Raw genomic sequence first — 23885 nt, forward strand, 5'->3', positions numbered from 1 at the left:
GCCGCCCTGGCGGGGTAGCTCAGTTGGTTAGAGCACGGGAATCATAATCCTGGGGTCGGGGGTTCAAGTCCCTCTCCCGCTACCAAATCATCATAAGCCATTGAAATCATAGCGAAAACGGGTAGTTGTGGTGGCGCCCCGTCCAAGAATCTTGAATGATTTCAAGGGTTGAGGCGTCCGCCTGGGTGCCGCACATTGCCTAACGTTTGTTTCTGCATGCCGCTTAGTCCGACTTGGCAAGTGCTTTCAGGATAAAGCCAATCTGCTCTCGCAAGCTCGCCTCGGTGTCTTCGCCGTGTTGGACGCAGTGCTCGATCAGAACCGGATGGAAGAACGGCATGAACGCGGTCTTGACCGCGCGCGCCGCCTCTGCCGGGTCGCTGACCTTGAATTCGCCCGCTCCAATGCCCTCGCGGATGATCGCCTCGAAGATCGTGACCATCCACTCAATATGACCTTTGACGATCTCCCGGTCCTCCCGCATGACCGCGACAATCATGTCGTGCATGTGCTTCTGCTCGATCAGTGTCGCCTTGCCATGATTGTGAATTGCGATCAAAAGCCGACTGATTTTTTCCGACGCCGTGGCGTTCGTACGTGCGATCGCAAAGGCGATATCGGCAGCCTCGTCCAGGATCCGCTTGCAGATGAACCCGTTGATCGCATCCCTAGAGGGAAAGAAACGGTAGACATTTGCCCGGCTCATGCCGAGGTCTGAGGCGATGTCGTACATCGACGTCCTATGGGAGCCGATGCGGCGAAAGTGCTTCTCCGCTACCTCAAGAATGCGCGCGCGCACCGAGTCGAGATCAGTTCGCACTCGGATCGGGTGATTCATTGATCTCTCCGGGACTGATCAATCGGATCTGCAAGACTTGCCCGTCGAGCATCTGGAAGCGGGCACGATCGTCCCGCCCGCAAGGCAAGTCCTTTGGGCGGGCCTCGACCCCATTTCATCCGGCACGAGTCCTATTCCGCGGCCATTGCCAGCCGCAGTTGCGGTTCTGGCTCTTGCGTTGGGGCGGCCTCATGGTTCTCGTCCGCGGTCGGCTTGATCCGGAACCACGCGGTATAGAGCGCGGGAAGGAAGAGTAGGATCAATACCGTGCCAACCGCCGTGCCCCCGATCAGCGTATAGGCCATCGATCCCCAGAAGACGGAGTGCGTGAGGGGTATGAAGGCCAGCACTGCGGCAAGCGCGGTTAGGATCACGGGCCGCGCGCGCTGCACTGTGGCCTCGATGACGGCGTGATAGGCGTCGAGGCCTGCGGCGCGGTTTTCCTTGATCTGTTCGGTCAGGATCAGCGTGTTGCGCATCAGGATGCCGGCCAATCCTATCAGGCCCAGAATGGCGTTGAAGCCAAAGGGCTGGTGGAAGACGAGCAACATCGGCACGACGCCGACGAGGCCAAGCGGCCCCGTTAGCACGACCATGAACATCGTCGAGAAGGATCGCACTTGGAGCATGATGACGATCAGCATGGCGGCGATCATGGCCGGGAAGATCTTGCCCAACGCGGTGTTGGCTTTTTCAGCCTCCTCGATCGATCCGCCCATTTCGATGCTATAGCCAGCCGGAAGGGATGCGATCAGCGGCTGAAGGGCTTTCACGACCTGTTTTGAGACCTCCGGAGGCTGGGTCGCTTCGTTGATGTCGGAGCGGATTGTGATAACGGGCGTGCGGTCGCGGCGCTTCAGGATCGGCTCTTCAGGACGGATTTCGGAATGGCCGATCTGGTCGAGCGGAATCTGCCGGCCGTCGCGGCTCATCAATGAGAAATCCGCCAGGCGCGCCGGATCCAGCCGCTCGCCGCCGGCGCTGCGCGCCACGATAGGGACATTGCGGATGTCCTCGCGGACCTGCGTGACCGGGATGCCGGTAAGGAGGAATTGCAGCTGCTGAGCCACCTCGGTCGGCGACAGGCCGATGAGGCTCAATCTATCCTGGTCCGGGACGAAGCGAAGCACGGGCGTGCGATTGCCCCAGTCGCGGTTGGCCTGCCGCACGTCCGGGACGCCCCGCATGATGCCGAGGGCCTTCTCGGAGATACTGTAGAGTTGCGCAGGATCAGGTCCCATGACCCGGAACTCGACTGGGAACGGCGTGTAGGGGCCGAACACGAGCTGCGTGACGCGCACATTGGCTTCCGGCGCGAGGCCCTGTGCCACCGCCTCTCGAAGCCGGTGCTTCAATTCCTCGCGCGCCTCGGCATTCGGGGTCAGAACGACGATCTTGGCAAAGGCGGGATCGGGCAGCTCAGGCGCCATCGCGAAGAAGAAGCGCGGGGCGCCCTGACCGACATAGCTCGTGACGATCTTGGCTTCGGGCTGTCCGTCCAGCCAGTGCTCGAGCTTCTCGACCGTGGCGGTCGTCGTCTCGATGCTGGTGCCTTCCGGCAGGCGAACCTCCACCAGCACTTCCGGGCGGTCGGATGTGGGGAAGAACTGCTGCTTGATGGCACCCATGCCGACAACGGAGAGCGTGAAAGCGATGCCGACAATACCGGAGGTCACGAACTTGTGGCGCACGGCAAAAGTGATGAGCCGCCTCAGGCGCCGATAGTTAGGCGTGTCGTAGATCGCGTGGTGACCGCCTTCGATCGGTTTGATGGCGGGCAGCATCTTGACGCCGAGATAGGGCGTGAAGACCACGGCGACGATCCAGGAGACGATGAGGGCGAAACCCACAACCCAGAAGATGTTGCCAGCGTATTCGCCGGCCGTCGAGCGAGCGAAGCCCACCGGCAGGAAGCCGGCTATCGTGACCAGCGTTCCCGACAGCATCGGCGCCGCCGTGTGGCTCCAGGCATAGGCCGCCGCCTTGATACGGTCCATGCCCTCTTCCATCTTCACCACCATCACCTCGATCGCGATGATGGCGTCGTCGACGAGAAGACCGAGCGCCAGGATGAGCGCGCCGAGCGTGATGCGATCGAAGAACCGTCCCGTCTCCAGCATAATGAGGAACACGGCGGCAAGCGTCAGGGGGACGGCGGCCGCCACGACGATGCCGACCCGCCAGCCCATGCTCAGCAGGCTGATCAGCAGCACGACGCCCAGCGCCATCGCGAACTTCATCATGAACTCGTCGACGGCCGAGGTAATGTTGACCGCTTGGTCTGACACCTTGTCGAGCGTCATCCCGAGCGGCAATGTCCGTACGATGGCCGCCGTCCTGTCCTCCAGCGCCTTGCCGAGTGCGCGACCATCCCAGCCCTCCTGCATAACGGCCGCGAGCATGATCGTGGGCTCACCCTGGCGCCGGATGAGATACGTGGGAGGATCTTCATAGCCGCGGCGGACCTCGGCGATGTCGGAAAGTTTGAGCGTCCGCCCGGAGGCAACGATCGGCGTGTCGGCGATCGTCTGGACACTGTCATAGGCGCCATTGACCCTGATGAAGACCTGCGGCCCGTCAGTGTCGATCGAGCCCGCCGGGGTGACAGTGTTCTGCCGCTGCAAGGCGGCAATGATATCCTGGGCCGACACGCCGAGCGTAGCCAGCCTGGCGTAGGAGAACTCGACGAAAATCTGCTCGGGACGTTCACCGAGGATGTTGATCTTCTTGACGCCGGGCACGTGCAAGAGGTCCTGGCGGATCGCCTCGGCCTGCCTGGCCAGCTCACGCATCGGCATGCCTTTGGCCTTGAGCGCATAAAGAGCGAAGCTGACATCCGAGTACTCATCGTTGATGAAGGGCCCGTAGACGCCGGGCGGCAGGTTGCGGGCTTCATCCCCGAGCTTCTTGCGGGCCTGGTAGAACTCTTCCTGCACGGCGGATGGCGGCGTGCTGTCCTTCAGCGTGACCGTCATATACGCATAGCCCGGCCGCGTAGTCGTCTCCACCCGGTCGTACCAGGTCAGCTCCTGAAGCCGCTTCTCCAAGGGTTCGGCGACGAGGTCCTGCATCTCGCGCGCTGTCGCGCCTGGCCATGTCGTCGTGACGGTCAGGGTCTTGATGGTAAAGTTGGGGTCCTCCGCTCGGCCGAGCATAAGGAAGGCGTAGGCGCCGGCAGCCACCAGCAGGAGGATGAAGAACAGAGTGACGGCCCGTTCGCGAACGGCGAGCGCTGAAAGATTGAGGGTCATCCTCAGTTGCTCCCGATTTCAGAGGCAGTCCTCACGCGAGCACCCTCTTGCAGGAGATGAGCGCCGAGCGACACGATGGGAACACTGGAGCTTAGTCCGGAGATCACAGCGGTTTCGCTGGCTACACGAACAAGCTGGACGGGTTGAAAGTGCACGGTCGACGTGCCCTTGTCCAAGACCCAAACGCCAGTCTTCCGGCCGTCGTCGAGCACGGCTCCCAACGGCACCTGGACCTCAGGCTGACTCGCCTGGGTTGCAACCCGAATGGTCACCGTCGCGCCAAGCGGTGCCGCCGCAGCCTCACCGTCAAGCACGTAGCGGGCCTCATAGGTGCGGGTCTGGGTATCGGCGGAGTTGGATAATTGTCGCAGATGTGCCGCATGGCGGTGCTCATCGCCACCATACACGCTGGCCTCGGCCGCCGAGCCGATCGCCGGCCTGATCGTTTCGGGAAGTGATACCACCGCTTCGCGGGGGCCGGCCTGGGCGATCCGGACCACTGTCTGGCCGGCGGAGACGACCTGACCCGGCTCACCGAGCGTATCGACCACCGTTCCATCGGCGTCCGCCACCAGGACTGCGTATGTCGCTTCGTTCTCCGCGACCTTCGCTTCCGCTTCGGCGGCGGCGAGCTGGGCCGTAGCGGTATCCAGCGCGGTCTTGGCCTGTTCGTATCGCTGCGGAGTTGCAGCCAATCCGTCTTTCACCAAAGCCGCATAGCGTTTCTCGTCTGCTGCCGCCTGGATTAGGACAGCGTGTGCCGCGGCGACTGCGTTGCGCTTTGCCGTGAGCGCAAGTTGTAGATCGGTCTCGTCGATCCGCATGAGCGGCTGTCCAGCCTTGACCTGATCGCCAGCATCCACGAGGCGCTGGACAATCTTGCCGGGCACGCGAAAACCAAGGTTGCTCTGCACTCGCGCCGCGACAATGCCGGTAAAACTGCGCGCAGAGCCGGTGACTTGCTCTCCCGTCACCAGTCTGACGATCGGAGGTTCCTGCCTCGGGTCGGCAGCGACGGCGGCTGCCTGCGTGCGGTCAGAAAGTGTCACGAATGCCAGTGCCGCTGATCCTGCGATCAGGATACTGCCCAGCACAATTAGGGATCTCTTTTTCATGCCCATCGCCTCACGTCAAAATAGATTGCATTCACACTCTATAACTGGTATAGATTACGAATGAAATCTAAAAAAGGAGATCGATGATGCGCGTGAGTCGCACTCAGGCCGCGGAAAACCGCGAGACGGTGATCGATGTGGCAAGCCGCCTTTTCCGGAAGCATGGCTTTGACGGCATCGGCCTTAAGGATCTGATGAAGGGCGCCGGGCTGACCCAAGGCGCCTTTTACAAGCAATTCGCATCAAAGGAGGACTTGGAGGCGCTGGCGTCCAGGCGGGCACTGGAGCACGCATCGCGTCGATGGTCGGACGCGGCCGCGAAAAATCCCAAGGACCCGCTTGGTGCAGTGATCGAGTTCTACCTCAGCGCCGGACATCGCGAAGAAAGGATGGACGGCTGCCCGGTCGTGGCGCTGGGCTCGGATGCAGCCAGGCAGGGCAGCGACGTAAAAGCATCCTTCGAAGCCGGGATCAGGGAATATCTCGAACTGCTCGATGGATGGGTTGGCGATGCCCACGGCGAGGATCCCGATGGAAAGGCCATGGCCGTCCTCTCGACGATGGTCGGTGCGGTCGTCCTTTCACGGGCCGTCAACGACAAGCAACTGTCGAAGCAGTTTCTGCAAGCCGCAGCCGAGAGCGTGCTGCAGCGATCATCGTCCAGCAATGCTCAGGAAGAGCCGCCCCTATGACGGTGGTTTCTCCAAGCGGGATGCACAGCGCCACAGCTTCTATCCACCTCTTTAGGCAGATGGGTAAGCGGCAATCCAACGTCCGTCAGGATTGTGCCAGCGCGTGGGGCAGAGCCTCGCGGCGCAAGCGATTTGATAGGTGAGTATATGCGACGCATAGTCGTTACAGGCATGGGAGCGGTCACGCCGCTTGCTGCAAACGTCGAGGCAACCTGGACGCGGCTCGTGAGCGGTCGCTCGGGCATCGCGAGGCTTGCGGACGAGGTCGTGGGAGAGTTGCCCGCAAAGGTCGGCGGCGTGGTTCCCTCCCTGGAAGACGATCCCGAGGCCGGCCTCGATGCCAATGCCTTCGTGGCTCCGAAGGACCAGCGCAGAATCGACCGATTCATTCTTTTCGCGTTGGCCGCGGCGGAAGAGGCGCTTGCCCAGGCGAGATGGGAGCCGAGTTCGGAGAGCGATCGGGTTCGCACCGCAACGATCATCGCTTCAGGTGTCGGAGGTTTTCCGGCCATCACGGAGGCGGTGCGGACAGTCGACCAGCGCGGAGTACGGCGTCTTTCACCATTCACGGTCCCATCCTTTCTGGTCAACATGGCGGCCGGCCACATCTCGATTCGCTACGGATTCAAGGGGGCGCTCGGCGCGCCTGTGACGGCCTGTGCGGCAGGTATCCAAGCAATCGGCGATGCCGCCCGCCTCATCCGGGCCGATGACGCGGATGTCGCCGTGTGCGGTGGCACCGAAGCTTGCATGAACGTGGTCAGTCTGGGCGGCTTTGCGGCGGCACGCTCGCTTTCGACCTCCTACAATCATCGCCCCGACCAGGCCTCTCGTCCGTTCGACATGTCACGGGACGGCTTCGTCATGGGCGAAGGCGCTGGCATCCTGGTCATCGAGGAGTTGAGCCATGCACTGGCGCGCGGCGCGGAACCGCTCGCCGAGGTCGTCGGCTACGGCACGACGGCGGATGCGTATCACGTCACTTCAGGTCCCGAGGACGGCGATGGCGCGCGCCGAGCTATGGAGATTGCAATCGCTCAGGCAGGGATTTCGGCGCGCGAGGTCCGTCATCTCAATGCCCATGCAACCTCCACGCCGGTGGGCGACCTTGGTGAGATCGAAGCGATCAAGAGCGTGTTCGGGCACGATTTCGGGATAGCCGTCAGCGGAACGAAGTCGGCGACAGGCCACCTGCTCGGCGCCGCCGGCGGGCTTGGCGCGATCTTCACGATCCTTGCGCTCAGGGATCAGGTGGCACCGCCCACCCTCAATTTGAACGCGCCTGATCCAGCGGGCGAAGGGATCGACTTCGTCGCGAACCGGGCCAGGTCAATGGAGATGGAGTACGCGATCTCCAACGGTTTTGGCTTCGGAGGGGTCAACGCCAGCGCTCTATTCCGGCGCTGGGAAGGTGCCCGGCGTGACCGCCGAAGCCCTCGATGATCGACGCCTTTGCTTCGGTCTTTCTGCCTCTTCTCACTCTAATCCAACTCAAAGAAAGTGATTTCCATGAACAAGATCAATCCCGGCGTTGCCATCGTCACAGGGGCATCCTCGGGCATCGGACATGCAACGGCCAATGCCCTGCAGAGCGCTGGTTTTCGTGTGTTCGGCACCAGCCGTCGCGCGATCGCTGGAAAAAGCGACGGCGTGACGATGCTGACCTGCGACGTGACCGATGACACATCCGTGTCACAGCTGGTCGACGATGTGCTGGCCGAAACCGGGCGCATCGACCTGCTCGTCAACAATGCCGGTATGGGCCTGTTTGGCGCGGCCGAGGAATCCTCGACTGTTCAAGCTCAGGCGCTGTTCGACGTGAACGTCTTTGGCGTTTTCCGCATGACAAACGCAGTCCTGCCGACGATGCGACGTCAGAACGAGGGCCGGATCGTCAATGTGAGTTCGGTGCAGGGGTTCATCCCCGCTCCCTATTTCGCGCTTTACGCCTCGACCAAACACGCAATTGAGGGCTACTCCGAATCGCTCGACCACGAAGTGCGCCCGTTCGGAATTCGAGTGGCATTGGTCGAGCCCGCCTATACCCGCACGTCATTCGAAGAAAGCCTCGCCACCCCGGATCAATTGCTCGATATCTACAACTCATCGCGGGCCGGCATGAAAGCGGCGGTTCGGAAAGCGATGGAAAAGGGTGATACGCCCGAGGTGGTGGCCAAGACAGTTCTGGCGGCTGCGACCGACCCAGACCCGAAGCGGCGCTACACGGCGGGAAAAACGGCTCGCCAGGTCAGCTTCCTGCGCCGTTTCGTTCCCGCCTCAGCGTTCGACAAAAGCCTTCGAAAGCAACTTGGCCTGCCGGTCTGATTCGACGGAGCAGGAACCGTCGATCTGATAGGTGGGGGGAAAAGCGGTAGCGCTCTCCCGCTACCAGTCCACCGACAGATGGGCCGGTGCCGAATGTTGAAGCGGAGAGAACGGTCCTCCGCCACCACCGCTAACAACACCTAGGCTTCCGAAGCCTCTCGCTGCTACCCACCAGTTGCCGCGGATCGAGCGCCTCACAGACGCCACCGGAAACCAATGCGCCTTGCGACGCTGTAAAAACGAGCGGCACGGGATACAATTGCCGGAGCGAATGCGTCCTCGGGATGGCTCAAATGTCCTCCGTCGATTCTCTCGCCGCGAGACTATTGTCGGCGACATTGATGTTCGATCGTGCGTCGTTGCTGGCGCTCGAGGCTTTGGCCGCCGAATCCGACCGTCTAGTCCTAAGGCGCGGTGAGGTCCTGGTTCGCGAAGGCGATCCATCGGACAGGTTCTTCGTCGTGCTGTCCGGTCGCTTTACGGTACACAAAGGAGATCGGATTGGCTCGGTCGCCGAGATCGCACAGGGCGAACTGGTCGGCGAAATTGGTTTCTTTGCAGGCCTGCCCCGTACGGCCACTGTCCTTGCAGCGCGCGATTCGATCGTCCTTGAAATCAGTCGCAATCATTTCGAGAAGGCGGCCGAGGCTCTGCCGAACCTGAGAGAGGCGGTCACAACATCTCTGGCGCGCCGGTTCGCCACGCAATCTCCGATTTTGTCACGTCAGAAACCTGCCAAGATCCGAACGCTTGCCATCATCGCAGCCGGCGGAAGCCGCATCTCACCGGTTTTCATCGGGCACCTACAGCAAGAGTTCGGTGCGCTCACGCACGCTCAGTTCGTTTCCCGGCATGACGTCCACGCGAGGTTCGCGGGTCGTCCGATCGACGACCAGCCGGTCCTTAACTGGTTGAACGAACTCGAGGCGCAAGCTGAATTCGTTGTCTACGTCGCCGATGAAGAACCTAATGAATGGACACGAGTCTGCATTCGCCAGGCCGATACCGTCCTGCTTGTAGCGAACGCATCCTCCTCGCCTCGCTTGAACACGGCCGAGGAATTGGCGCTATCGGTCCATCCACCATCGACCGGTCGGCTTGTCCTAATTCACGACAATCGCTCGGCTGCGGTCTACGGGACCTCTGCGTGGCTCGATGAGCGTCCCCATGTCGGCCAGCATCATCATGTTGCGCTGGAGGACGCGTCTGATATCCAGCGCCTGGTCCGATTTATTTCCTGCAAGGCCCGTGGCTTCGTGGCGGCGGGGGGTGGGTCCCTGGGCAGCGCCCATCTGGGCGTCTACAAGGCCTTCGTCGAGGCGGGCGCGCGCTTCGACTATCTCGGCGGGACGAGTTCCGGAGCCGCGATGATGGCCGGCTTCGCAAGAGGGTTGGACGCGGAGCAGATCGACCGCGGCACGCACAACGTATTTGTTAAGAGCAGGGCGTTTCGGCGCCCCACCTTGCCGCGTTTCGCGCTTCTAGATCACAAAGCCTTCGATCGAGCCCTTCGGGAAGAATACGGCGACGTCCTGATCGAAGATCTTTGGCTTCCGTTCTTTGCGCTTTCGACCAATCTGAGCAGCCGTCAGCCCCATGTCCACCGTCGTGGGAAACTCTGGCAAGCCGTTCGGGCATCCGGCTCGCTCCCGGGTGTCCTGCCGCCGTTCTTTACGGCTGACGGCGATATGCTGGTGGACGGCGCCATCATGAACAATTTGCCGCTGGAACAGATGAGGGAACTCAAGACCGGCCCCAATGTGATCGTGAGCTTTGGGTCCAATGGACCGCAAAAATACCACGTCGACTATGACCGCATCCCCGGAAGATCGGAACTGGCGGTCGCCCTGCTGAACCCTTTCGGCCGTGCCCGCCTGCCGCAGGTTCCGAGCATGCTTCAGGTTATTGCCGCGAGTATGCTGGCACACGGGCCGCAGGACATTGCCGTCGGCGACGAGGATGTCTTGGTCTGTCCGCAGGTCTCGAGCACCTTCATGGATTGGAGTCGGCATTCCGAGCTGTTTTCGGACGCCCACGGCCGCACGGCGCAATGGATCGAGGAACGTCTCCGCCAGAACGACTCAGGCCTCCGGGCGATGCTAGGTAACGCACATACTTAGCGCATCACCACTAGACTTTGCGCCTTCCGTTGCTGCCCTGCATCGCGGTCCCCATTGCCGAACTTACCGGCCCGGCGACTGAGCGATCATGTTGCAGTCGGCTGTGCGGTCGGAACGCGTCGTGTAGGCGGCGTGGATCACCTGACCCATGTTCATGGAAATTTCACGCACCAGCTTTAGCCGGACCGCGGTAGCGAACATGGCGGCCTCGGTGACGCCGATCGCAAATGCGTCTGGTCCGCCAATGACGCAGCGTTCGAAATAGGATTGCAGATAGGAACGGTCGTAGATCGCAAACCCGCCGGCCCAGCCGATGCGGGGCAGTGCGATCGGCAACCCGTTGATCGTCACGCCTTCCGCCAGAAGGACCTGCCGGATGGGATCAAGCGGCGCTCCGGCATTGTTGGGTCCATCGCCGGATACGTCAACAACCCTGCGCGGGCTTCGCAAGCCACTCTTCGCGAACAGATCATGCGCCGCCCACAATGCGCCGGAGATCGACGTTCCGCGACCTACGGTCAACGGCAGCGCCGCGAGCCTGTCTGCCAAGATCAGGGCGTCCTCGCGGCCTTCAACAATTGTCCACGGCATGATGACTGTTTGCTGGTCTGGCCCTGCCCACTCCAGATAAAGCACTGCAATTCTGCCCCGCTCTCCCGACTTGATGGCGGTCGCGATGTCTGCGTGGCGGAAGGCGCTGACGTAGCCGTCGCGTTGCACTCGTTGCTCAACGTTGCTCATCGAGGGCGAAACGTCCACGGCCAGGATCAATTGCAGATCGACTTCGGCCAGGTGGTCAGCGGGACGGTCGGTCGCGAGAGCCTGCGACGCCATAGCGAAGAGCAGAAAGCAGACGGCCGTGAGCCGCAGCACCGGTCTTGCACCCGCACATCGAGCAATCCGCACAAGGTCGTCCATGGCGAGCCTCTCGCTGACATGCAATTGTCGGTCCGAGGCGTCCTGCGCGTCACGAACAGCTTCCGATCATTCGCCGAAATCTGCGCTCCGCGCCCGTCGGATGGTGATGACGCTTCGCAGTCCGTGCTAATATCGAAGCATTGGACTGCGGCTTCGTGCGTGAGGAAACCGGCTTGGATAGCTCGCCGCCCACGACGTTCGTACTCAACGGCATTACCGCCGACGTGAGCAGCGAGACCTTGCGCGACAAGTCCAACAGGACCATCGCACTTCGCCAGCAGACCTTTGCGGTGCTTCGTCACCTTCTGGCGAACGCGGATCGCGTCGTCACCAAAGACGACCTGATGAGGGCGGTCTGGAACGGGATAGCCGTCACCGACGACAGCCTGGTGCAATGCATTCACGAGATCCGTGCGGCGCTCAACGACAGCCGGCAGACCGTCGTGCAGACAGTGCCGAGGCGCGGCTACAGGCTGGTCCTTCCCGCAAATGCCGGACCGAGGATGGCGACCATCCTGGCAGCCGAATTGGCCTCCGAGAGCCGGCCGACAGTCAAGTGGATTTCCGCCGCATCTCTCCGGGAGTACCGGCAGATCATCGATCGGCTGCTGGTCCAACATGCGGGTCGCGCGTTCTGGAACGGCGAAGGGAGCCTGGTCGCCGAGTTTGCCGGCCCTGTCGAGGCGATGCGGTGTGCGAGCGAGATCCAGCATGAGGTCGACAGGCGGGACTGCGAAGTTCCCGAGACAAAGCGCCTGCGCTTCCGCATCGGCGTCCACCTGGGTTATGTCGTCGCCGAGGGGGACCACCTCGCGGGCGAGGCCGTCGATGTCGCCGCGCATCTGCAAATTCTGTCCCGACCGGGTGGGATTTGCGTCACCGAAGCGGTCCACGCCCAGGCGCAAGACCGGCTCTCGCTGGAATTCGTCGATCTCGGCGAGCACAAGCTGAAGAGTGTCGCGCGCGCCTTGCGCATCTACCGCGTACCCCTTGCTTCGGAGGAACCGGTCAAGTCGCCATTTCGCGGCCTCGATGCCTTCGAATTCGAAGATGCCGACCTGTTCTTCGGCCGGGCGCGGGCGATTGCTGCCTGCACCGCAAGATTGGAGCAGCAGGCAGCCAGCGGCACGGCATTCCTGCTCATTTACGGGATGAGCGGTTGCGGCAAGTCTTCCCTGCTGCGCGCCGGCCTGATGCCGTCTTTGACGCGGCCTGGGGCCGTGGCGGGCATATCCCTGTGGCGCCGCTGCCTGATCCGCCTCTCAGAAGGGCCGGATGCGTTCGCTGTGCTGGCTGCGGCACTGCTTGGCGAAGCTGCTGTGCCGGAACTGTCCCGCGAAGTAACAGCCGCGGAGCTGGCGCTGCTCTGCAGGAACGCTCCGGATCGGGCGCTGGCGATGATCCGGCAGGCACTTGGCAGGGCTGGCGGATCGGCCCGCTCGCAGATCAGATTGCTGGTTGCCATCGATCAGCTCGAGGAGCTGTTCACCACGCAGAAGCAACCGGCGACGCGCGAGGCCCTTGTGCGGTTCATGGCGGTGCTGGCCGCGAGCGGACTGGTCTGGGTGATCGCGGCGATCCGTTCGGACTTCTTTCACCGCTGCGGCGAGGTGCCGGGCTTCTCGGCGCTCAAGGACGGTCTCGCCAGCTACGAACTCCTGCCGCCGACCGGCCCGGAGATCGCGCAGATCATCCGCGAGCCCGCGGGCGTTGCCGGGCTCCGCTTCGAGCAGAATGCCGAGTTGGGGCGGCTCGATGATGTGCTGCAGGAGGCAGCCGCTGCCGATCCCGGATCATTGCCGCTTCTCGAGTTTGTGCTCGACGCGTTGTACGAGGCCGGTCGCGAGCGCCGGCTCCTCACCTTTGCGCATTATCGCGCGCTCGGCGGGCTCGAAGGCGCAATCGCGCGCCGCGCCGATGAAGTCGTAGACCTGCTGGCGCCCAAGATCCAGGAGGCCTTGCCCGCGGTGCTGGGCGCCCTCACCACGGCAAATCCGGGCGATGAAACGGTGACGGCGCGTCCTGCCCTGCTCACCGAAGTTGCAGGCACTCCCGCGCGATCGGCCCTCGTCAGGGCCCTGATCGACGCACGGCTTCTCGTCAGCGATGAGGACGCCGCAGGCCATGTCGTCGTCCGCGTAGCACATGAAGCACTGCTGAGCCGTTGGCCGCGCGCCGGTGACATTGTGAACGCAAACCGGAACTTCCTCGAGACACGCGACCGCCTCAGGGCCGACGCTCACCGTTGGCACCTGGAGAACAGGAATCGAGAGCTTCTCCTTCCGTCCGGCAAACGTCTCGCGGAGGGCGAAGAGCTAATGCTGTCAAGACGCGAGGAGGTCGACGATGCCGTCCTCGAATACATCGAGGCGTCCTTGCGTGCCCATCGGCAGAAAGAGGAGAAGGATCGGCACGCGGAGCTGGCGCTGATCGAGGCCGCCGAAGAGGCAAAACGCGAGCGCCTGGAGCGCGAGGCCGAGCGCCGGAGCCTCGCGGCTGTCGCAGCAAACCGGCTCGCCCGACGGACGCGCAATGCCGCGATCGTGGCGATCGCGCTCGCTCTCATGGCGGGCGCAGGCGCGCTGGTCGCCTTCAAAGCGCGGGAAGAGGCAAGGGGCCAACGCGATCAGGCGCTGCGCAATCAGTCTCTTTCGCTCTCGTTTCTTTCGGAGCAGTCCGCGTCGAGAGGCAACACCGAGGCTGCGATCCTGTTGGCGCTCGAAGCACTGTCCTCGAAAGACCAGCCCAAGCGGCCCTATCTCTTCGAGGCTGAGACAGCCCTCTACAAGGCTCTGCTGGCGCACCGACAGATCAAAATCTTCCGGCATGGGGCCGGCGTGACGGATGCGGCATTCAATCCGGCCGGCGATCGCATCGTCACCGCATCCCACGACAAGACTGCAGCCGTCTGGGACATCTCCAGCGGCGCCGAAACCGCAGTTCTAAAAGGACATGAAGAGGCCCTGGAGAGGGCTGAATTCAGCCCGGATGGGAGCCGTATCCTGACGGCCGCGAGGGATGGCACTGCACGCCTTTGGGAGGCCACATCGGGAGAACAGCTCTTCATCCTGCGGCCTGTAAGCAACTATCCGACGGCAATCTTCAGCCCGGATGGCACCCGGGTGCTGACGGCGGGGGAGAACAGCGATGCAACGCTCTGGGATGCTCGGACCGGAAAGAAAGTCCTAGGTGTAAGGAGCGACGCATATACGCGTGCTGCTTTCAGTTCAGACGGCCGCAGCTTCGCGACGGCAGGCAGGCATTTTGTTTCGATCTGGAATAGCGCAGACGGCGCGCTGACGCGGTCAATCCGAGTGACCTCCTGGCCCTACAGCCTGGCGTTCAGCCCGGACGGAAGCCGGATGCTGGCCGGCCCGTGGGGTTGGCATTCACACCGCGACACTTCCAGCCTTTTCGATGTGTCGAAAGGAACGGAGATCGCAAAGTTGGCCGGCAGCAAGAGCGACACGCAATTGAACGGCGTGATTTTCAGTCACGGGGGTCAGCGAATCGCCACTGTATCCCTCGATGGCACTGCCCGGATTTGGGATGGAGTGTTGGGAACGCTGGATGATGTGCTCGGCCAGGAGGTTTCGGGATTGAAGGCAGACATCGACACGGATGAACGTGATGTGGAGATGACCGGTGCTTTCACCCCGGACGACCGCTTCCTGGCGACCGCCTCGGTCAATGGGCCGATCCGCATCTGGGACGTTGAACGCGCCTCGTTGGTGACGACGATCGCCGGCCATGAATCTTTGGTCGAGCATCTGGAATTCAGCCCGGTTGACAGCAACATTCTTCTCACTGCTTCACATGATGGCACCGCTCGGCTGTGGGATGTCGACGGCGCCCTCACGACCGCGCTCTCGCATGAATACCGGCCGACTTTCGCGGTCTTCAGTCCCGACAATGTCCACCTGCTGACCGGCGGCGGCGACAGCGCGGCGCACCTGTGGGATGTCGTGAGCGGGCGCGAGACAATCCGGCTCGATACACATGAGATCGTTCAAAGCGCGACGTTCAGCCTAGATGGAAGGCGCGTCGCGACGGCATCGCTTGAGGGCCAGGTCCGAATTTGGGATGTGGCCACGGGTTCGGAGACCGCCCAGTTCCGATCACATGGCGGCCTGATCCAGATCCAGTTTGGTCGCGATGGCAAATCGCTTCTCTGCGCATCGATGAACGGCACCGCGCAGCTGTGGGACGCGGCGAACGGCACTAAGCTGGCCGTCATCAATACAAGCAGCAATCTGCCGCAGGCCATTCTTAGTCCCGACGGAAATCTGATCCTCTCGGCCAGGGAAGACAATGCGGGCCACCTGCTGACGACGGGCGGAGCCGAGCTCAGGGTTCTTGTGGGGCATCAGGATCGCATCACGGCAGCGGCCTTCAGCCCGGACGGTCAACTCGTCGCCACAGGCTCACTCGACCACACGGCTCGCATTTGGTCGACCGCGGACGGAGCAAACGTCGGAACGCTAGTGGGACACACCGGCGCGCTAACGGTCCTCGCCTTCAGCCCCGACGGTCAGTCGCTGCTGACCGGCTCGCGCGATGGAACCGTCCGCATCTGGGGGGTCGCTGGCGGACTGGAAAGGGCCGTTCTAAGGGGCCACAGCGGCGCCGTCGACAGCGCCCAGTTCAGTCCCAACGGTTTGTATGTCGTGACCGCGTCCTCGAAAGATCGCACGGTGCGGCTATGGGCGACGCAATCGGGGCGCCAAATTGCCGTCCTTGGCAGCCACGACGAAGCAACCGTTCTACTGGGCTTTACACGCGCAGCTTTCAGTTCCGACGGCACCCGCGTCGCAATTGTTGCCGGCGAAAAAAGTGTCCCTATCGTTCGTGTCTTCCAGGCGCCCAAGGACCTCATCGACTTCGCCCGGCGCACCGTGCCTCGCGAGCTCACCGCTTGCGAGCGGCGAAGCTTCTTCCTGCCTGCGGACCCTGCAACCGGCACCTGTCCGGGCTGATGTCGGCAACGGGCCAGATGTTGCCGCTTGAGTCGAGAGTAGCTGCCTACAGATTGCCGATGCAGAGATATTTGATTTCCAGATAGTCGTCCGCGCCGTGGCGGGAGCCTTCGCGGCCGAGGCCGGACTGCTTGATGCCGCCGAACGGCGCCGCTTCGCTGGATATCAGGCCGGTGTTGATCCCGACCATGCCGTATTCCAGCGCCTCGGCCACCCGCCAGACCTTCTTCAGGTCGCCTGCGAAGAAATACGCCGCAAGTCCGAATTCGGTGTCGTTCGCCTGCGCGATCACGTCCTCGACTGTGTCGAAACGGAAGAGCGGCGCGACCGGACCGAAGGTCTCCTCGCGCGCCACCTGCATGCCGCTTGTGACGCCCGTCAGCACAGTCGGCGAGAAGAACGTGCCGGCGCCTTTGATGCGCTTGCCGCCGGTCAGCACCTTGGCACCCTTCGATACCGCGTCCTCGACATGGCTCTCGACCTTCGCCAAGCCCTTGTCGTCGATCAGCGGGCCGACCATCACGCCTGCCTCGAAGCCGTCGCCGACCGGCATCGCCGCCACCTTTGCCGCGAGCCTGGCGGCGAAGGCGTCATAGACGCCGGACTGGACGTAGAGGCGGTTGGCGCAGACGCAGGTCTGGCCGGCATTGCGGTACTTGGAGGCGAGCGCGCCTTCGACCGCGGCGTCGAGATCGGCATCGTCGAAGACGATGAACGGCGCATTGCCGCCGAGCTCGAGGCTGACCTTCTTGATCTGGTCGGCGCACTGGCGCATCAGGATGCGGCCGACCTCGGTCGAGCCGGTGAAGCTGATCTTGCGCACCTTGTCGTTACCGCACAATTCCTTGCCGATGGCCGGACCGTCTTCGCCGACGATGACGTTGAAGATGCCCGCCGGCACGCCGGCCTGCTCGGCAAGGACGGCCAGCGCCAGCGCCGAAAGCGGCGTCTGCTCGGCGGGCTTCGAGACGACCGTGCAGCCGACGGCGAGCGCCGGCGCGACCTTGCGGGCGATCATCGCGGCGGGAAAGTTCCACGGCGTGATCGTGCCGACGACGCCGACGGGCTGCTTGATGACCATCATGCGCTTGTCATTCGACGGCGCCGGGATCGTCTCGCCATAGATGCGCTTGGCTTCTTCGGCATACCACTCGACATAGGCGGCGGCGTAGAGGATCTCGCCGCGCGCCTCGGCGAAGGGCTTGCCCATTTCGGCGGTCAGGATGGCCGCTAGCTCATCGGCGTTGGCGACCATCAGCTCGTGCCATTTGCGCAGGATCGCGGCGCGCTCCTTGGCCGGCCGCGCCGCCCAGGCCGGCTGCGCGGCATGGGCGGCGGTGATCGCATCCCGCGTCTCGGCGGCACCCATGTCGGGCAGTGACGCCAGCACTTCGCCGGTTGCCGGGTTCAGCACGTCGAAGGTCCTGCTCGCGTCTCCCGCGGTCCAGACGCCGTCGATGTAGCCGGTGTCGCGCAGGAAGCGCGACGAGAAGGAAACATGCTTGGTCAACGCGGTCGTGAAGGCCATGTGATCTGCTCCGGAAAATGGACGGGGGCTCCGGCTAGTTGCCGGCGCTTGCTTCGAGGATCGCGCTCTCCAGAATGTCGAGCGCCTCGCCGAAGACGCTGTCCTGGATGGTGATCGGGGCGAGGAAGCGGATGACGTTGCCATGCACGCCGCAGGTCAGCAGGATCAGGCCCTTATCGAGCGCGATCAGCCGCACCTTGTTGGCGAACTCGGCGCTCGGCAGCTTCGTCGTCCTGTCGTTGAACTCGACCGCGTTCATGAAGCCCGGACCGCGGATATCGACGATCTGCGGCGCCTTCTCGCGCAGCGATTCCAGGCGCTGCTTGAGCCGGTTGCCGAGCTGGTTGGCGCGGCCGCAGAGATCCTCGTCCTCGATGACGTCGAGCACGGCATGGGCGGCCGCGACGCCGATCGGGCTGCCGCCATAGGTGCCGCCCAGCCCGCCCGGTCCCGGTGCGTCCATGATTTCCGCTCGGCCGGTGACGGCGGCGAGTGGGAAACCGCCGGCGAGGCTCTTGGCCATCGTCACCAGGTCGGGCGCCACGGCATGATGATCCATCGCAAACATCTTGCCGGTGCGGGCAAAGCCAGTCTGCACCTCATCGGCAATCAGCAGGATGCCGTGCTGGTCGCACAGTTCGCGCAGCGCTTTCATCAGCGACGCCGGCGCCGGATAGAAGCCACCCTCGCCCTGCACCGGCTCGATGATGATCGCGGCGACGCGCTGCGGATCGACATCGGCGGCAAACAGCTTCTTCAGCGCCGCCAGCGACTGTTCGGAGGTCACGCCATGGAGATCGATCGGAAACGGCACGTGGAAGACATCGCCCGGCATCGCGCCGAAGCCGACCTTGTAGGGCACGACCTTGCCGGTCAGCGCCATGCCCATGAAGGTGCGGCCATGGAAGCCGCCGCCGAAGGCGATGACAGCGGAGCGGCCGGTCGCGGCGCGGGCGATCTTGACGGCGTTCTCGACAGCTTCGGCGCCGGTCGTGACGAAGATCGTCTTCTTGGCGAAATCGCCCGGCGTCAGCGCGTTGAGCCGCTCGGCCAGGCGCACATAGCTCTCATAGGGAACGACCTGGTGGCAGGTGTGGGTGAAATGATCGAGCTGATCCTTCACCGCCGCGATCACGCGCGGATGGCGATGGCCGGTGTTGAGCACGGCGATGCCCGCGGCGAAATCGATGTAGCGGCGGCCCTCCTTGTCCCAGATTTCAGCGTTCTCGGCACGCTCGGCATAGATCTGCGTGGTCATGCCGACGCCGCGGGAAATCGCTGCATTCTTGCGGTCAGTGAGGGTGGTCGCGGCCATCATGCGCTCCTGCGCTCTGGGGTGGGATTTTGATATCTTGCATAATTTCTGCAAGGCATGTACAAACTTCCTACATTTTTTCTGCAAGAATGCAAGCGGTGTTTTCGGCTTCAAACCGCCGCCGTTTTCGGCGATGGTCCTGAACAGGGCTGAGAGACAACCAACCGGGAATATTCGGCTCATGAGCAATGCCACGCCGGTACGCTACAAGGTGGCGGAGGCGGCGAAATCGGCCGGCGTCTCTGCCTCGACGCTGCGCCTCTGGGAAAGCCAGGGGCTCGTGGTGCCGGGACGGTCGGAGACCGGCCACCGGCAATACAGCGCCGAGGATGTGGCGCGGCTGCAGAAGATCGCCTGGTATCGGACCGAGCGCGGCCTCAACCCGGCGGCCATCCGCGAGGCGCTGGAAAGCGAGGCGCCGTCCGACAGTCCCGACGCCACGGATGCGTCCGACCTCGGCCGCAGGCTCCGCAGCCTTCGCCACGGCGCCGGCAAGACGCTGGACCAGATTGCCGCCGATATCGGCATTGCCGCCTCCACGCTCTCCACGCTGGAGCGGACATCCCAGGGCGTCAGCTTCAAGACCCTGCACGACCTGGCGCAGTATTACGGCACCACCGTTTCACGCCTTTCCGGCGAGGAGCGGGACGACGTGCCGGCGCTCGTGCGCGCCGGCGCCTGGCGCACATGGCCGGAAACCACGCCGGGCGTGACGGTGCAGCTTCTCGCCGAGGGCCGCACGATGATGGACTGCCACCGTTTCGTCCTGGCGCCGGGCGCCGCCAGCGAAGGCGCCTACCGCCACGAAGGCGAGGAATTCATGCACGTGCTGTCCGGACGCCTGGAACTGGTGCTCGATGCCGACCAGTTCTTCGATCTCGGCCCGGGCGATTCCTTGTATTTCGAGAGCCGCCGCTACCACTCCTGGCGCAATCGCCACGACGGCGAAACCGTCCTGCTCTGGATCAACACCCCGCCGACCTTCTGACCGTGACGGGTGGTCCCATCGGCCGCCCGGACTCCTGAAAAACGGCAGGACTTTGGGCACCGCCACCTCTTCCCGGAGATCGACTCGGCGGCGAGTTTCATACCACCTCGATACACGCCTTGGATGAAACAAAGAATCCGGTCGTTGCAGATAGTTTTAGTAAAAATTGACGAGTTAACTAACGATTAACGAATTGCTTAACTTTCTGCGGGTTTTACCTAGAATATTCGAAGGTGGAATACTTCTCGAATGCGCAGGGCAATGGAACAGTCACAGGGAGATTTTGAGGGGTCTGCGTCCGGTGCGGGTGGCGCGGCCGCCGCGCGGCGGGAAGCAGCATCCCTTCCGGAAGGCCTTTCGACCTTTCCGACCGTTTTGATCGGCGGGCTGCCGATCACTGTGATCGACAGGCAGGACGCGGCCCATCTGATGGTCGCGGCGGCGCGGGGACACCTTTCCGGCAGCCGCCCCTATTATTTCACCTCTGCCAATGGGGACGTCATCGCCCAGACGCGCGTCAATGCGGAAACCGCCGGACTCTTTCGCGAAGCCGACCAGATCTTCGCCGACGGTCAGCCGCTTGTTTTCGCCTCGCGCCTGTTGTGCAGGGTGCAATTGCCGGAACGCGTCGCCACGACCGACCTTTTTCACGATGTGGCCAGGCTCGCCGAGCGCGAGGGCACTACATTCTACCTGCTCGGCTCGACGGAGGCCGAGAACCGCAGCGCCGTCGCCGGAATGAGGGCCAGATATCCCGGCCTGCGCATCGTCGGCAATTGCCACGGCTACCTCGCCGGCGAAGCGCTTGAGAAGAAGCTCGACGAGATCAACGCGCTCGCGCCCGACATATTGTGGCTCGGCCTCGGCGTTCCGCGCGAGCAGATCTTCGTGCGCGACTTTGCCTCGCGGCTTTCGAATGTCGGCGTCATCAAGACGTCGGGCGGGCTTTTCGACCATCTTGCCGGCAAAGTGCGGCGGGCGCCGCACTGGGTGCAGAAGGCCGGCTTCGAATGGCTGTGGCGCGTACTGATGGAGCCGCGCCGGCTTTTCTGGCGCTATTTCACAACCAGCCCCCAGGCCATCTACGCCATCTTGAGGTATTCCAAATGACCGCCGATCAGTCCCGCCCTCCGCTGCCGGCGGGCATCGATACGGAGATCGTCATCGTCGGCGGCGGGCTGTCCGGCACGCTTGCGGCCAACGTGCTCGGCCGCGCCGGCTATCAGGTCACGCTGATCGATCGCTATGCCGTCTTCCCCCGGGAATTCCGCGTCGAGAAGATCGCCGGCGACCAGATCGAAAAGTTGCGCCGGATCGGCTTGCTCGACAGGCTCGCCGGCGCTGCCGTCGCATTCGATGAGATCGTCAACATCCGCAAGGGGCGCCTTCTCGACCGCACGCACGCGCGCCACTACGGCATCTTCTACGACGATCTTGTCAACGCCATGCGGGCGGCATTGCCCGAAAACGTCCGCTTCATCGCCGGCCGGGTCAACGCTCTGGAGGCAGGCGCCGAGCGCCAGCGCGTGTCGATCCTGGGCCAGGGCGACGTCACCGCCAGGCTGCTCGTGCTGGCCACCGGTATGGGCGACATCCTGAAGCGCGACCTCGGCATCGAACGCAGGTTCGTCCACCAGCGGCAGTCGCTGACCTTCGGCTTCAACCTTCGCCCGGCGGGAGCGGGCGCCTTCCGGCATTCCGCGCTCACCTACTATGGCGAGCGGACCTCGGACGGCATCGACTATCTCAACCTGTTCCCGGCCGCCGACGTCACGCGCGCCAATCTGTTTGTCTTCAGGGATCATCGCGACCCCTGGGTGAAGGCGCTGCGCGAACAGCCGAAGGAAACGCTGATCGACACGCTGCCGGGGCTGGTCAAGGCATTCGGCGATTTCGAGGTGATGGATAAGGTCGAGAGTTGGCTGACCGACATCACCGTCGCCGAGAATTGCGTGAAGGACGGCGTCGTCCTGATCGGCGATGCCTATCAGACATCCTGTCCGGCCGCGGGAACGGGCGTCAGCCGTCTGCTCACCGACGTCGAGCGCCTGTGCAAGGCGCATGTGCCGCAATGGCTGGCCTCCCCCGGCATGGCGGCCGCGAAAATCGCGGCTTTCTACGGCGATCCCGCCAAGCTGGCGATGGATGCGCACGGATTGCAGCTGGCGGATTTCCGCCGCCGCCTGACCATCGAGAACGATCTGCGCTGGCGCGCGCGCCGGCATCTCCACTTCAGCCGCCGCCGCATCATGCATGGGATCAACAGGCTGAGCCCCGGTTTCGCCGCAAGGCTGCGCGGCCTCAAGAGGCCGAGGCTCGAAGCGGCGACCTAGAGCGGCTGATCTCCACAGCGGAAGCCGCTCCAACATCCATCTCGTTTGTACCGCTGGTCGACCAGGCGCGACGCGCTTCAGGTTTTTCGAACCTCAGGGCTGAACTCCTCGTCCACGGGAACCGGCGCCGCGATCGCGCGATCGGGCGCGGCCTTCTTGCCGTGCAGCACGCGCCGCGCCAGCGCCTTCGCCGCCGGCAGTTTCTCCACCGTCAAATGCGCCGCGTAGCCGAGCGGGCTTCCCGCCCGGAAGATCTGCCACATCGGCGACGGGCGGCCGCCGAAGATGCGCTTGTAGGGCTCGTCGCCGATGGTGAAGTCGAGGGAGTGGTCGCCGCGCTCGATGCAATCGCGCGCGATCTGTTCGAACAGCAGGCTGCCGATCGACTGCTTCCTGTAGCTGGCTTCGTCGAAGCCGCCGAGGATGACGAGAAGCGAGCCATTATGCGCAAGCCCAAGCGCGCCGGCGATCGCCCTGTCGTTCATCCAGAACGTGTAGGTGCGCGCGAAACCGCCACATCCTTCCGCCGCGACGGCAAGATAGAAGTCGAAATAGGACGGCTGCTGCAGCAGGTCGGCGGGGCCGTTGCTGCCGTCGAAGCGCTTGCCGCGATAGACCTTGAGCGCGTCGAATGTGGTACGGATGGCGTCGATGCTCTCGGCGCACTTGAAGCGCGCCTCCCCCAACCGGCCGAGCTGCCGGGATTTCTTGTCGAGTTCCTTGCGGTAGGACTGGTCGAGCTGATGCTCGCGCCAGGCGGAAAATGTCGGCTCCAGCTTGCTGGAATAGGCGCTCATGCCCATGCTTTCGCGCTTCTCAATGCCGAACAGGCGCTCGATGGCGAGCGAGCGATCCGCCAGCTTGCCGATGCGCAGCAGATCATAGGGCCGCAGGAGCCTGCGGATCGAGGCGACGACGCGGCTGTCCGCCAGGATGCGCGACAAGGTCTCCTCGTCGGTGACCGGGGACACATAGTCGGAAACGCGCATGTCGGCGAATTCCACGACTTTGAGCAGCGTGTACCGGCGCCTGACCAGCGGCAGGACCATGGCGAGCTTGCCGCCCTGCCGGCTGCGCACGACGATGATCAGCGGTGTGGCGGAGCTTTGCCGGACGATCCGCTCATAGAGCTGCGCCAGCCATATCGGGTGCTGAAAGGCCGTCGCCGCCGAGCTGGCGAACAGCTCGGCATATTCCGTCGAGCGGAAGTCGAAGGAATCCTCGGCAGTGACTTCAAACATATGTATCCGAACCGGCAGACTGCGGCCCGATCTATCGACGACGTCTTGCGTTCCGCGTCAAGGCAAATCGCAGGAAAGTTAGAAACTTGGTATATGCAAGAGTTGGGACGCCGGTTGCAAATCTGTCATGCATTCGGCGCTCGGCAGGATCGGGCCGAGGCAGTCGAGATTTATTTTTCCGCAAATCACGCATTCGGATTTCAAGTGTAACCGCAAGGTAAGCTTTTTCGGCCAAGTGATTTCTT

At 63.3% G+C, this 23885-nt stretch carries 15 protein-coding genes and 1 tRNA gene; 9 read left to right on the plus strand and 7 right to left on the minus strand.

Annotation, left to right across the window (positions count from 1 at the left end; genetic code table 11):
* Positions 1 to 8: 8 nt before the first annotated feature.
* Positions 9 to 85 (plus strand) — tRNA-Met (locus EN846_RS07415).
* Positions 86 to 223: 138 nt separating this feature from the next.
* Here the strand turns inward: EN846_RS07415 and EN846_RS07420 are convergent.
* The 3 genes from EN846_RS07420 to EN846_RS07430 form a co-directional block, all read right to left on the minus strand.
* Entirely contained in the window at positions 224 to 838 is a 615-nt protein-coding gene (locus EN846_RS07420) for a TetR family transcriptional regulator (protein WP_127391250.1), read from the minus strand.
* Between the two features lie 131 nt (positions 839 to 969).
* The gene (locus tag EN846_RS07425) at positions 970 to 4089 is read right to left on the minus strand and encodes an efflux RND transporter permease subunit (RefSeq protein ID WP_127391249.1); all 3120 of its coding nucleotides are present in this window, start codon (positions 4087 to 4089) and stop codon (positions 970 to 972) included.
* Between the two features lie 2 nt (positions 4090 to 4091).
* Positions 4092 to 5204, minus strand: coding sequence for an efflux RND transporter periplasmic adaptor subunit (locus EN846_RS07430; protein WP_127391248.1), 1113 nt, complete (start codon positions 5202 to 5204; stop codon positions 4092 to 4094).
* An 86-nt stretch (positions 5205 to 5290) separates the two neighbouring features.
* Here EN846_RS07430 and EN846_RS07435 point away from each other — a divergent pair, with 86 nt between their 5' ends.
* The 4 genes from EN846_RS07435 to EN846_RS07450 all read left to right on the plus strand — a co-directional run bounded on the left by EN846_RS07435 (position 5291) and on the right by EN846_RS07450 (position 10341).
* The gene (locus EN846_RS07435; protein ID WP_127391253.1) at positions 5291 to 5896 is read left to right on the plus strand and encodes a TetR/AcrR family transcriptional regulator; all 606 of its coding nucleotides are present in this window, start codon (positions 5291 to 5293) and stop codon (positions 5894 to 5896) included.
* Between the two features lie 147 nt (positions 5897 to 6043).
* On the plus strand, positions 6044 to 7339 hold the full coding sequence (fabF, locus tag EN846_RS07440; protein WP_127391247.1) for a beta-ketoacyl-ACP synthase II: 1296 nt from the start codon (positions 6044 to 6046) through the stop codon (positions 7337 to 7339).
* 66 nt (positions 7340 to 7405) lie between these two features.
* The gene (locus tag EN846_RS07445) at positions 7406 to 8221 is read left to right on the plus strand and encodes an oxidoreductase (RefSeq protein WP_127391246.1); all 816 of its coding nucleotides are present in this window, start codon (positions 7406 to 7408) and stop codon (positions 8219 to 8221) included.
* Positions 8222 to 8514: 293 nt separating this feature from the next.
* Positions 8515 to 10341 (plus strand): patatin-like phospholipase family protein, encoded by a 1827-nt coding sequence (locus EN846_RS07450; protein ID WP_187331328.1) that lies wholly within the window; start codon positions 8515 to 8517, stop codon positions 10339 to 10341.
* 63 nt (positions 10342 to 10404) lie between these two features.
* On the opposite strand, the gene EN846_RS07455 is transcribed toward EN846_RS07450, so the two are convergent.
* Positions 10405 to 11259, minus strand: a complete 855-nt coding sequence (locus EN846_RS07455; protein ID WP_127308872.1) for a DUF1194 domain-containing protein — start codon at positions 11257 to 11259, stop codon at positions 10405 to 10407.
* A gap of 155 nt (positions 11260 to 11414) precedes the next feature.
* Between EN846_RS07455 and EN846_RS07460 the strand changes: the two genes are divergently transcribed.
* Positions 11415 to 16235 (plus strand): winged helix-turn-helix domain-containing protein, encoded by a 4821-nt coding sequence (locus EN846_RS07460; RefSeq protein WP_127391243.1) that lies wholly within the window; start codon positions 11415 to 11417, stop codon positions 16233 to 16235.
* A 46-nt stretch (positions 16236 to 16281) separates the two neighbouring features.
* On the opposite strand, the gene EN846_RS07465 is transcribed toward EN846_RS07460, so the two are convergent.
* Both EN846_RS07465 and EN846_RS07470 read right to left on the minus strand, forming a co-directional pair.
* A complete protein-coding gene (locus EN846_RS07465; RefSeq protein ID WP_128346107.1) occupies positions 16282 to 17763 on the minus strand; it encodes an NAD-dependent succinate-semialdehyde dehydrogenase in 1482 nt (493 codons plus the stop codon).
* Positions 17764 to 17797: 34 nt separating this feature from the next.
* Positions 17798 to 19078 (minus strand): 4-aminobutyrate--2-oxoglutarate transaminase, encoded by a 1281-nt coding sequence (locus EN846_RS07470; RefSeq protein ID WP_127308877.1) that lies wholly within the window; start codon positions 19076 to 19078, stop codon positions 17798 to 17800.
* Between the two features lie 181 nt (positions 19079 to 19259).
* Here EN846_RS07470 and EN846_RS07475 point away from each other — a divergent pair, with 181 nt between their 5' ends.
* From EN846_RS07475 to EN846_RS07485, 3 genes are all read left to right on the plus strand, one after another.
* Entirely contained in the window at positions 19260 to 20066 is an 807-nt protein-coding gene (locus EN846_RS07475) for a MerR family transcriptional regulator (protein WP_127308869.1), read from the plus strand.
* 261 nt (positions 20067 to 20327) lie between these two features.
* Positions 20328 to 21176 (plus strand): WecB/TagA/CpsF family glycosyltransferase, encoded by an 849-nt coding sequence (locus EN846_RS07480; protein WP_128345994.1) that lies wholly within the window; start codon positions 20328 to 20330, stop codon positions 21174 to 21176.
* Positions 21173 to 22399: an NAD(P)/FAD-dependent oxidoreductase gene (locus EN846_RS07485; RefSeq protein WP_127393560.1), complete on the plus strand. Its 1227-nt coding sequence runs from the start codon at positions 21173 to 21175 to the stop codon at positions 22397 to 22399. The genes EN846_RS07480 and EN846_RS07485 overlap by 4 nt, the downstream gene beginning before the upstream one ends.
* Positions 22400 to 22476: 77 nt before the next feature.
* On the opposite strand, the gene EN846_RS07490 is transcribed toward EN846_RS07485, so the two are convergent.
* Positions 22477 to 23640: a GNAT family N-acetyltransferase gene (locus EN846_RS07490; RefSeq protein WP_245493240.1), complete on the minus strand. Its 1164-nt coding sequence runs from the start codon at positions 23638 to 23640 to the stop codon at positions 22477 to 22479.
* Positions 23641 to 23885 lie beyond the last annotated feature (245 nt).

Source organism: Mesorhizobium sp. M4B.F.Ca.ET.203.01.1.1 (genome assembly GCF_004791025.1).
In the GTDB taxonomy this organism is placed as follows: Bacteria; Pseudomonadota; Alphaproteobacteria; order Rhizobiales; family Rhizobiaceae; genus Mesorhizobium; species Mesorhizobium abyssinicae.

Excerpts from the sequence above, each read along its gene's own strand:
- EN846_RS07420 (WP_127391250.1), bottom strand. The coding sequence starts at position 838 with ATGAATCACCCGATCCGAGTGCGAACTGATCTCGACTCGGTGCGCGCG.
- EN846_RS07425 (WP_127391249.1), bottom strand. The coding sequence starts at position 4,089 with ATGACCCTCAATCTTTCAGCGCTCGCCGTTCGCGAACGGGCCGTCACT.
- EN846_RS07430 (WP_127391248.1), bottom strand. The coding sequence starts at position 5,204 with ATGAAAAAGAGATCCCTAATTGTGCTGGGCAGTATCCTGATCGCAGGA.
- EN846_RS07435 (WP_127391253.1), top strand. The coding sequence starts at position 5,291 with ATGCGCGTGAGTCGCACTCAGGCCGCGGAAAACCGCGAGACGGTGATC.
- fabF (WP_127391247.1), top strand. The coding sequence starts at position 6,044 with ATGCGACGCATAGTCGTTACAGGCATGGGAGCGGTCACGCCGCTTGCT.
- EN846_RS07445 (WP_127391246.1), top strand. The coding sequence starts at position 7,406 with ATGAACAAGATCAATCCCGGCGTTGCCATCGTCACAGGGGCATCCTCG.
- EN846_RS07450 (WP_187331328.1), top strand. The coding sequence starts at position 8,515 with ATGTCCTCCGTCGATTCTCTCGCCGCGAGACTATTGTCGGCGACATTG.
- EN846_RS07455 (WP_127308872.1), bottom strand. The coding sequence starts at position 11,259 with ATGGACGACCTTGTGCGGATTGCTCGATGTGCGGGTGCAAGACCGGTG.
- EN846_RS07465 (WP_128346107.1), bottom strand. The coding sequence starts at position 17,763 with ATGGCCTTCACGACCGCGTTGACCAAGCATGTTTCCTTCTCGTCGCGC.
- EN846_RS07470 (WP_127308877.1), bottom strand. The coding sequence starts at position 19,078 with ATGGCCGCGACCACCCTCACTGACCGCAAGAATGCAGCGATTTCCCGC.
- EN846_RS07475 (WP_127308869.1), top strand. The coding sequence starts at position 19,260 with ATGAGCAATGCCACGCCGGTACGCTACAAGGTGGCGGAGGCGGCGAAA.
- EN846_RS07480 (WP_128345994.1), top strand. The coding sequence starts at position 20,328 with ATGGAACAGTCACAGGGAGATTTTGAGGGGTCTGCGTCCGGTGCGGGT.
- EN846_RS07485 (WP_127393560.1), top strand. The coding sequence starts at position 21,173 with ATGACCGCCGATCAGTCCCGCCCTCCGCTGCCGGCGGGCATCGATACG.
- EN846_RS07490 (WP_245493240.1), bottom strand. The coding sequence starts at position 23,640 with ATGTTTGAAGTCACTGCCGAGGATTCCTTCGACTTCCGCTCGACGGAA.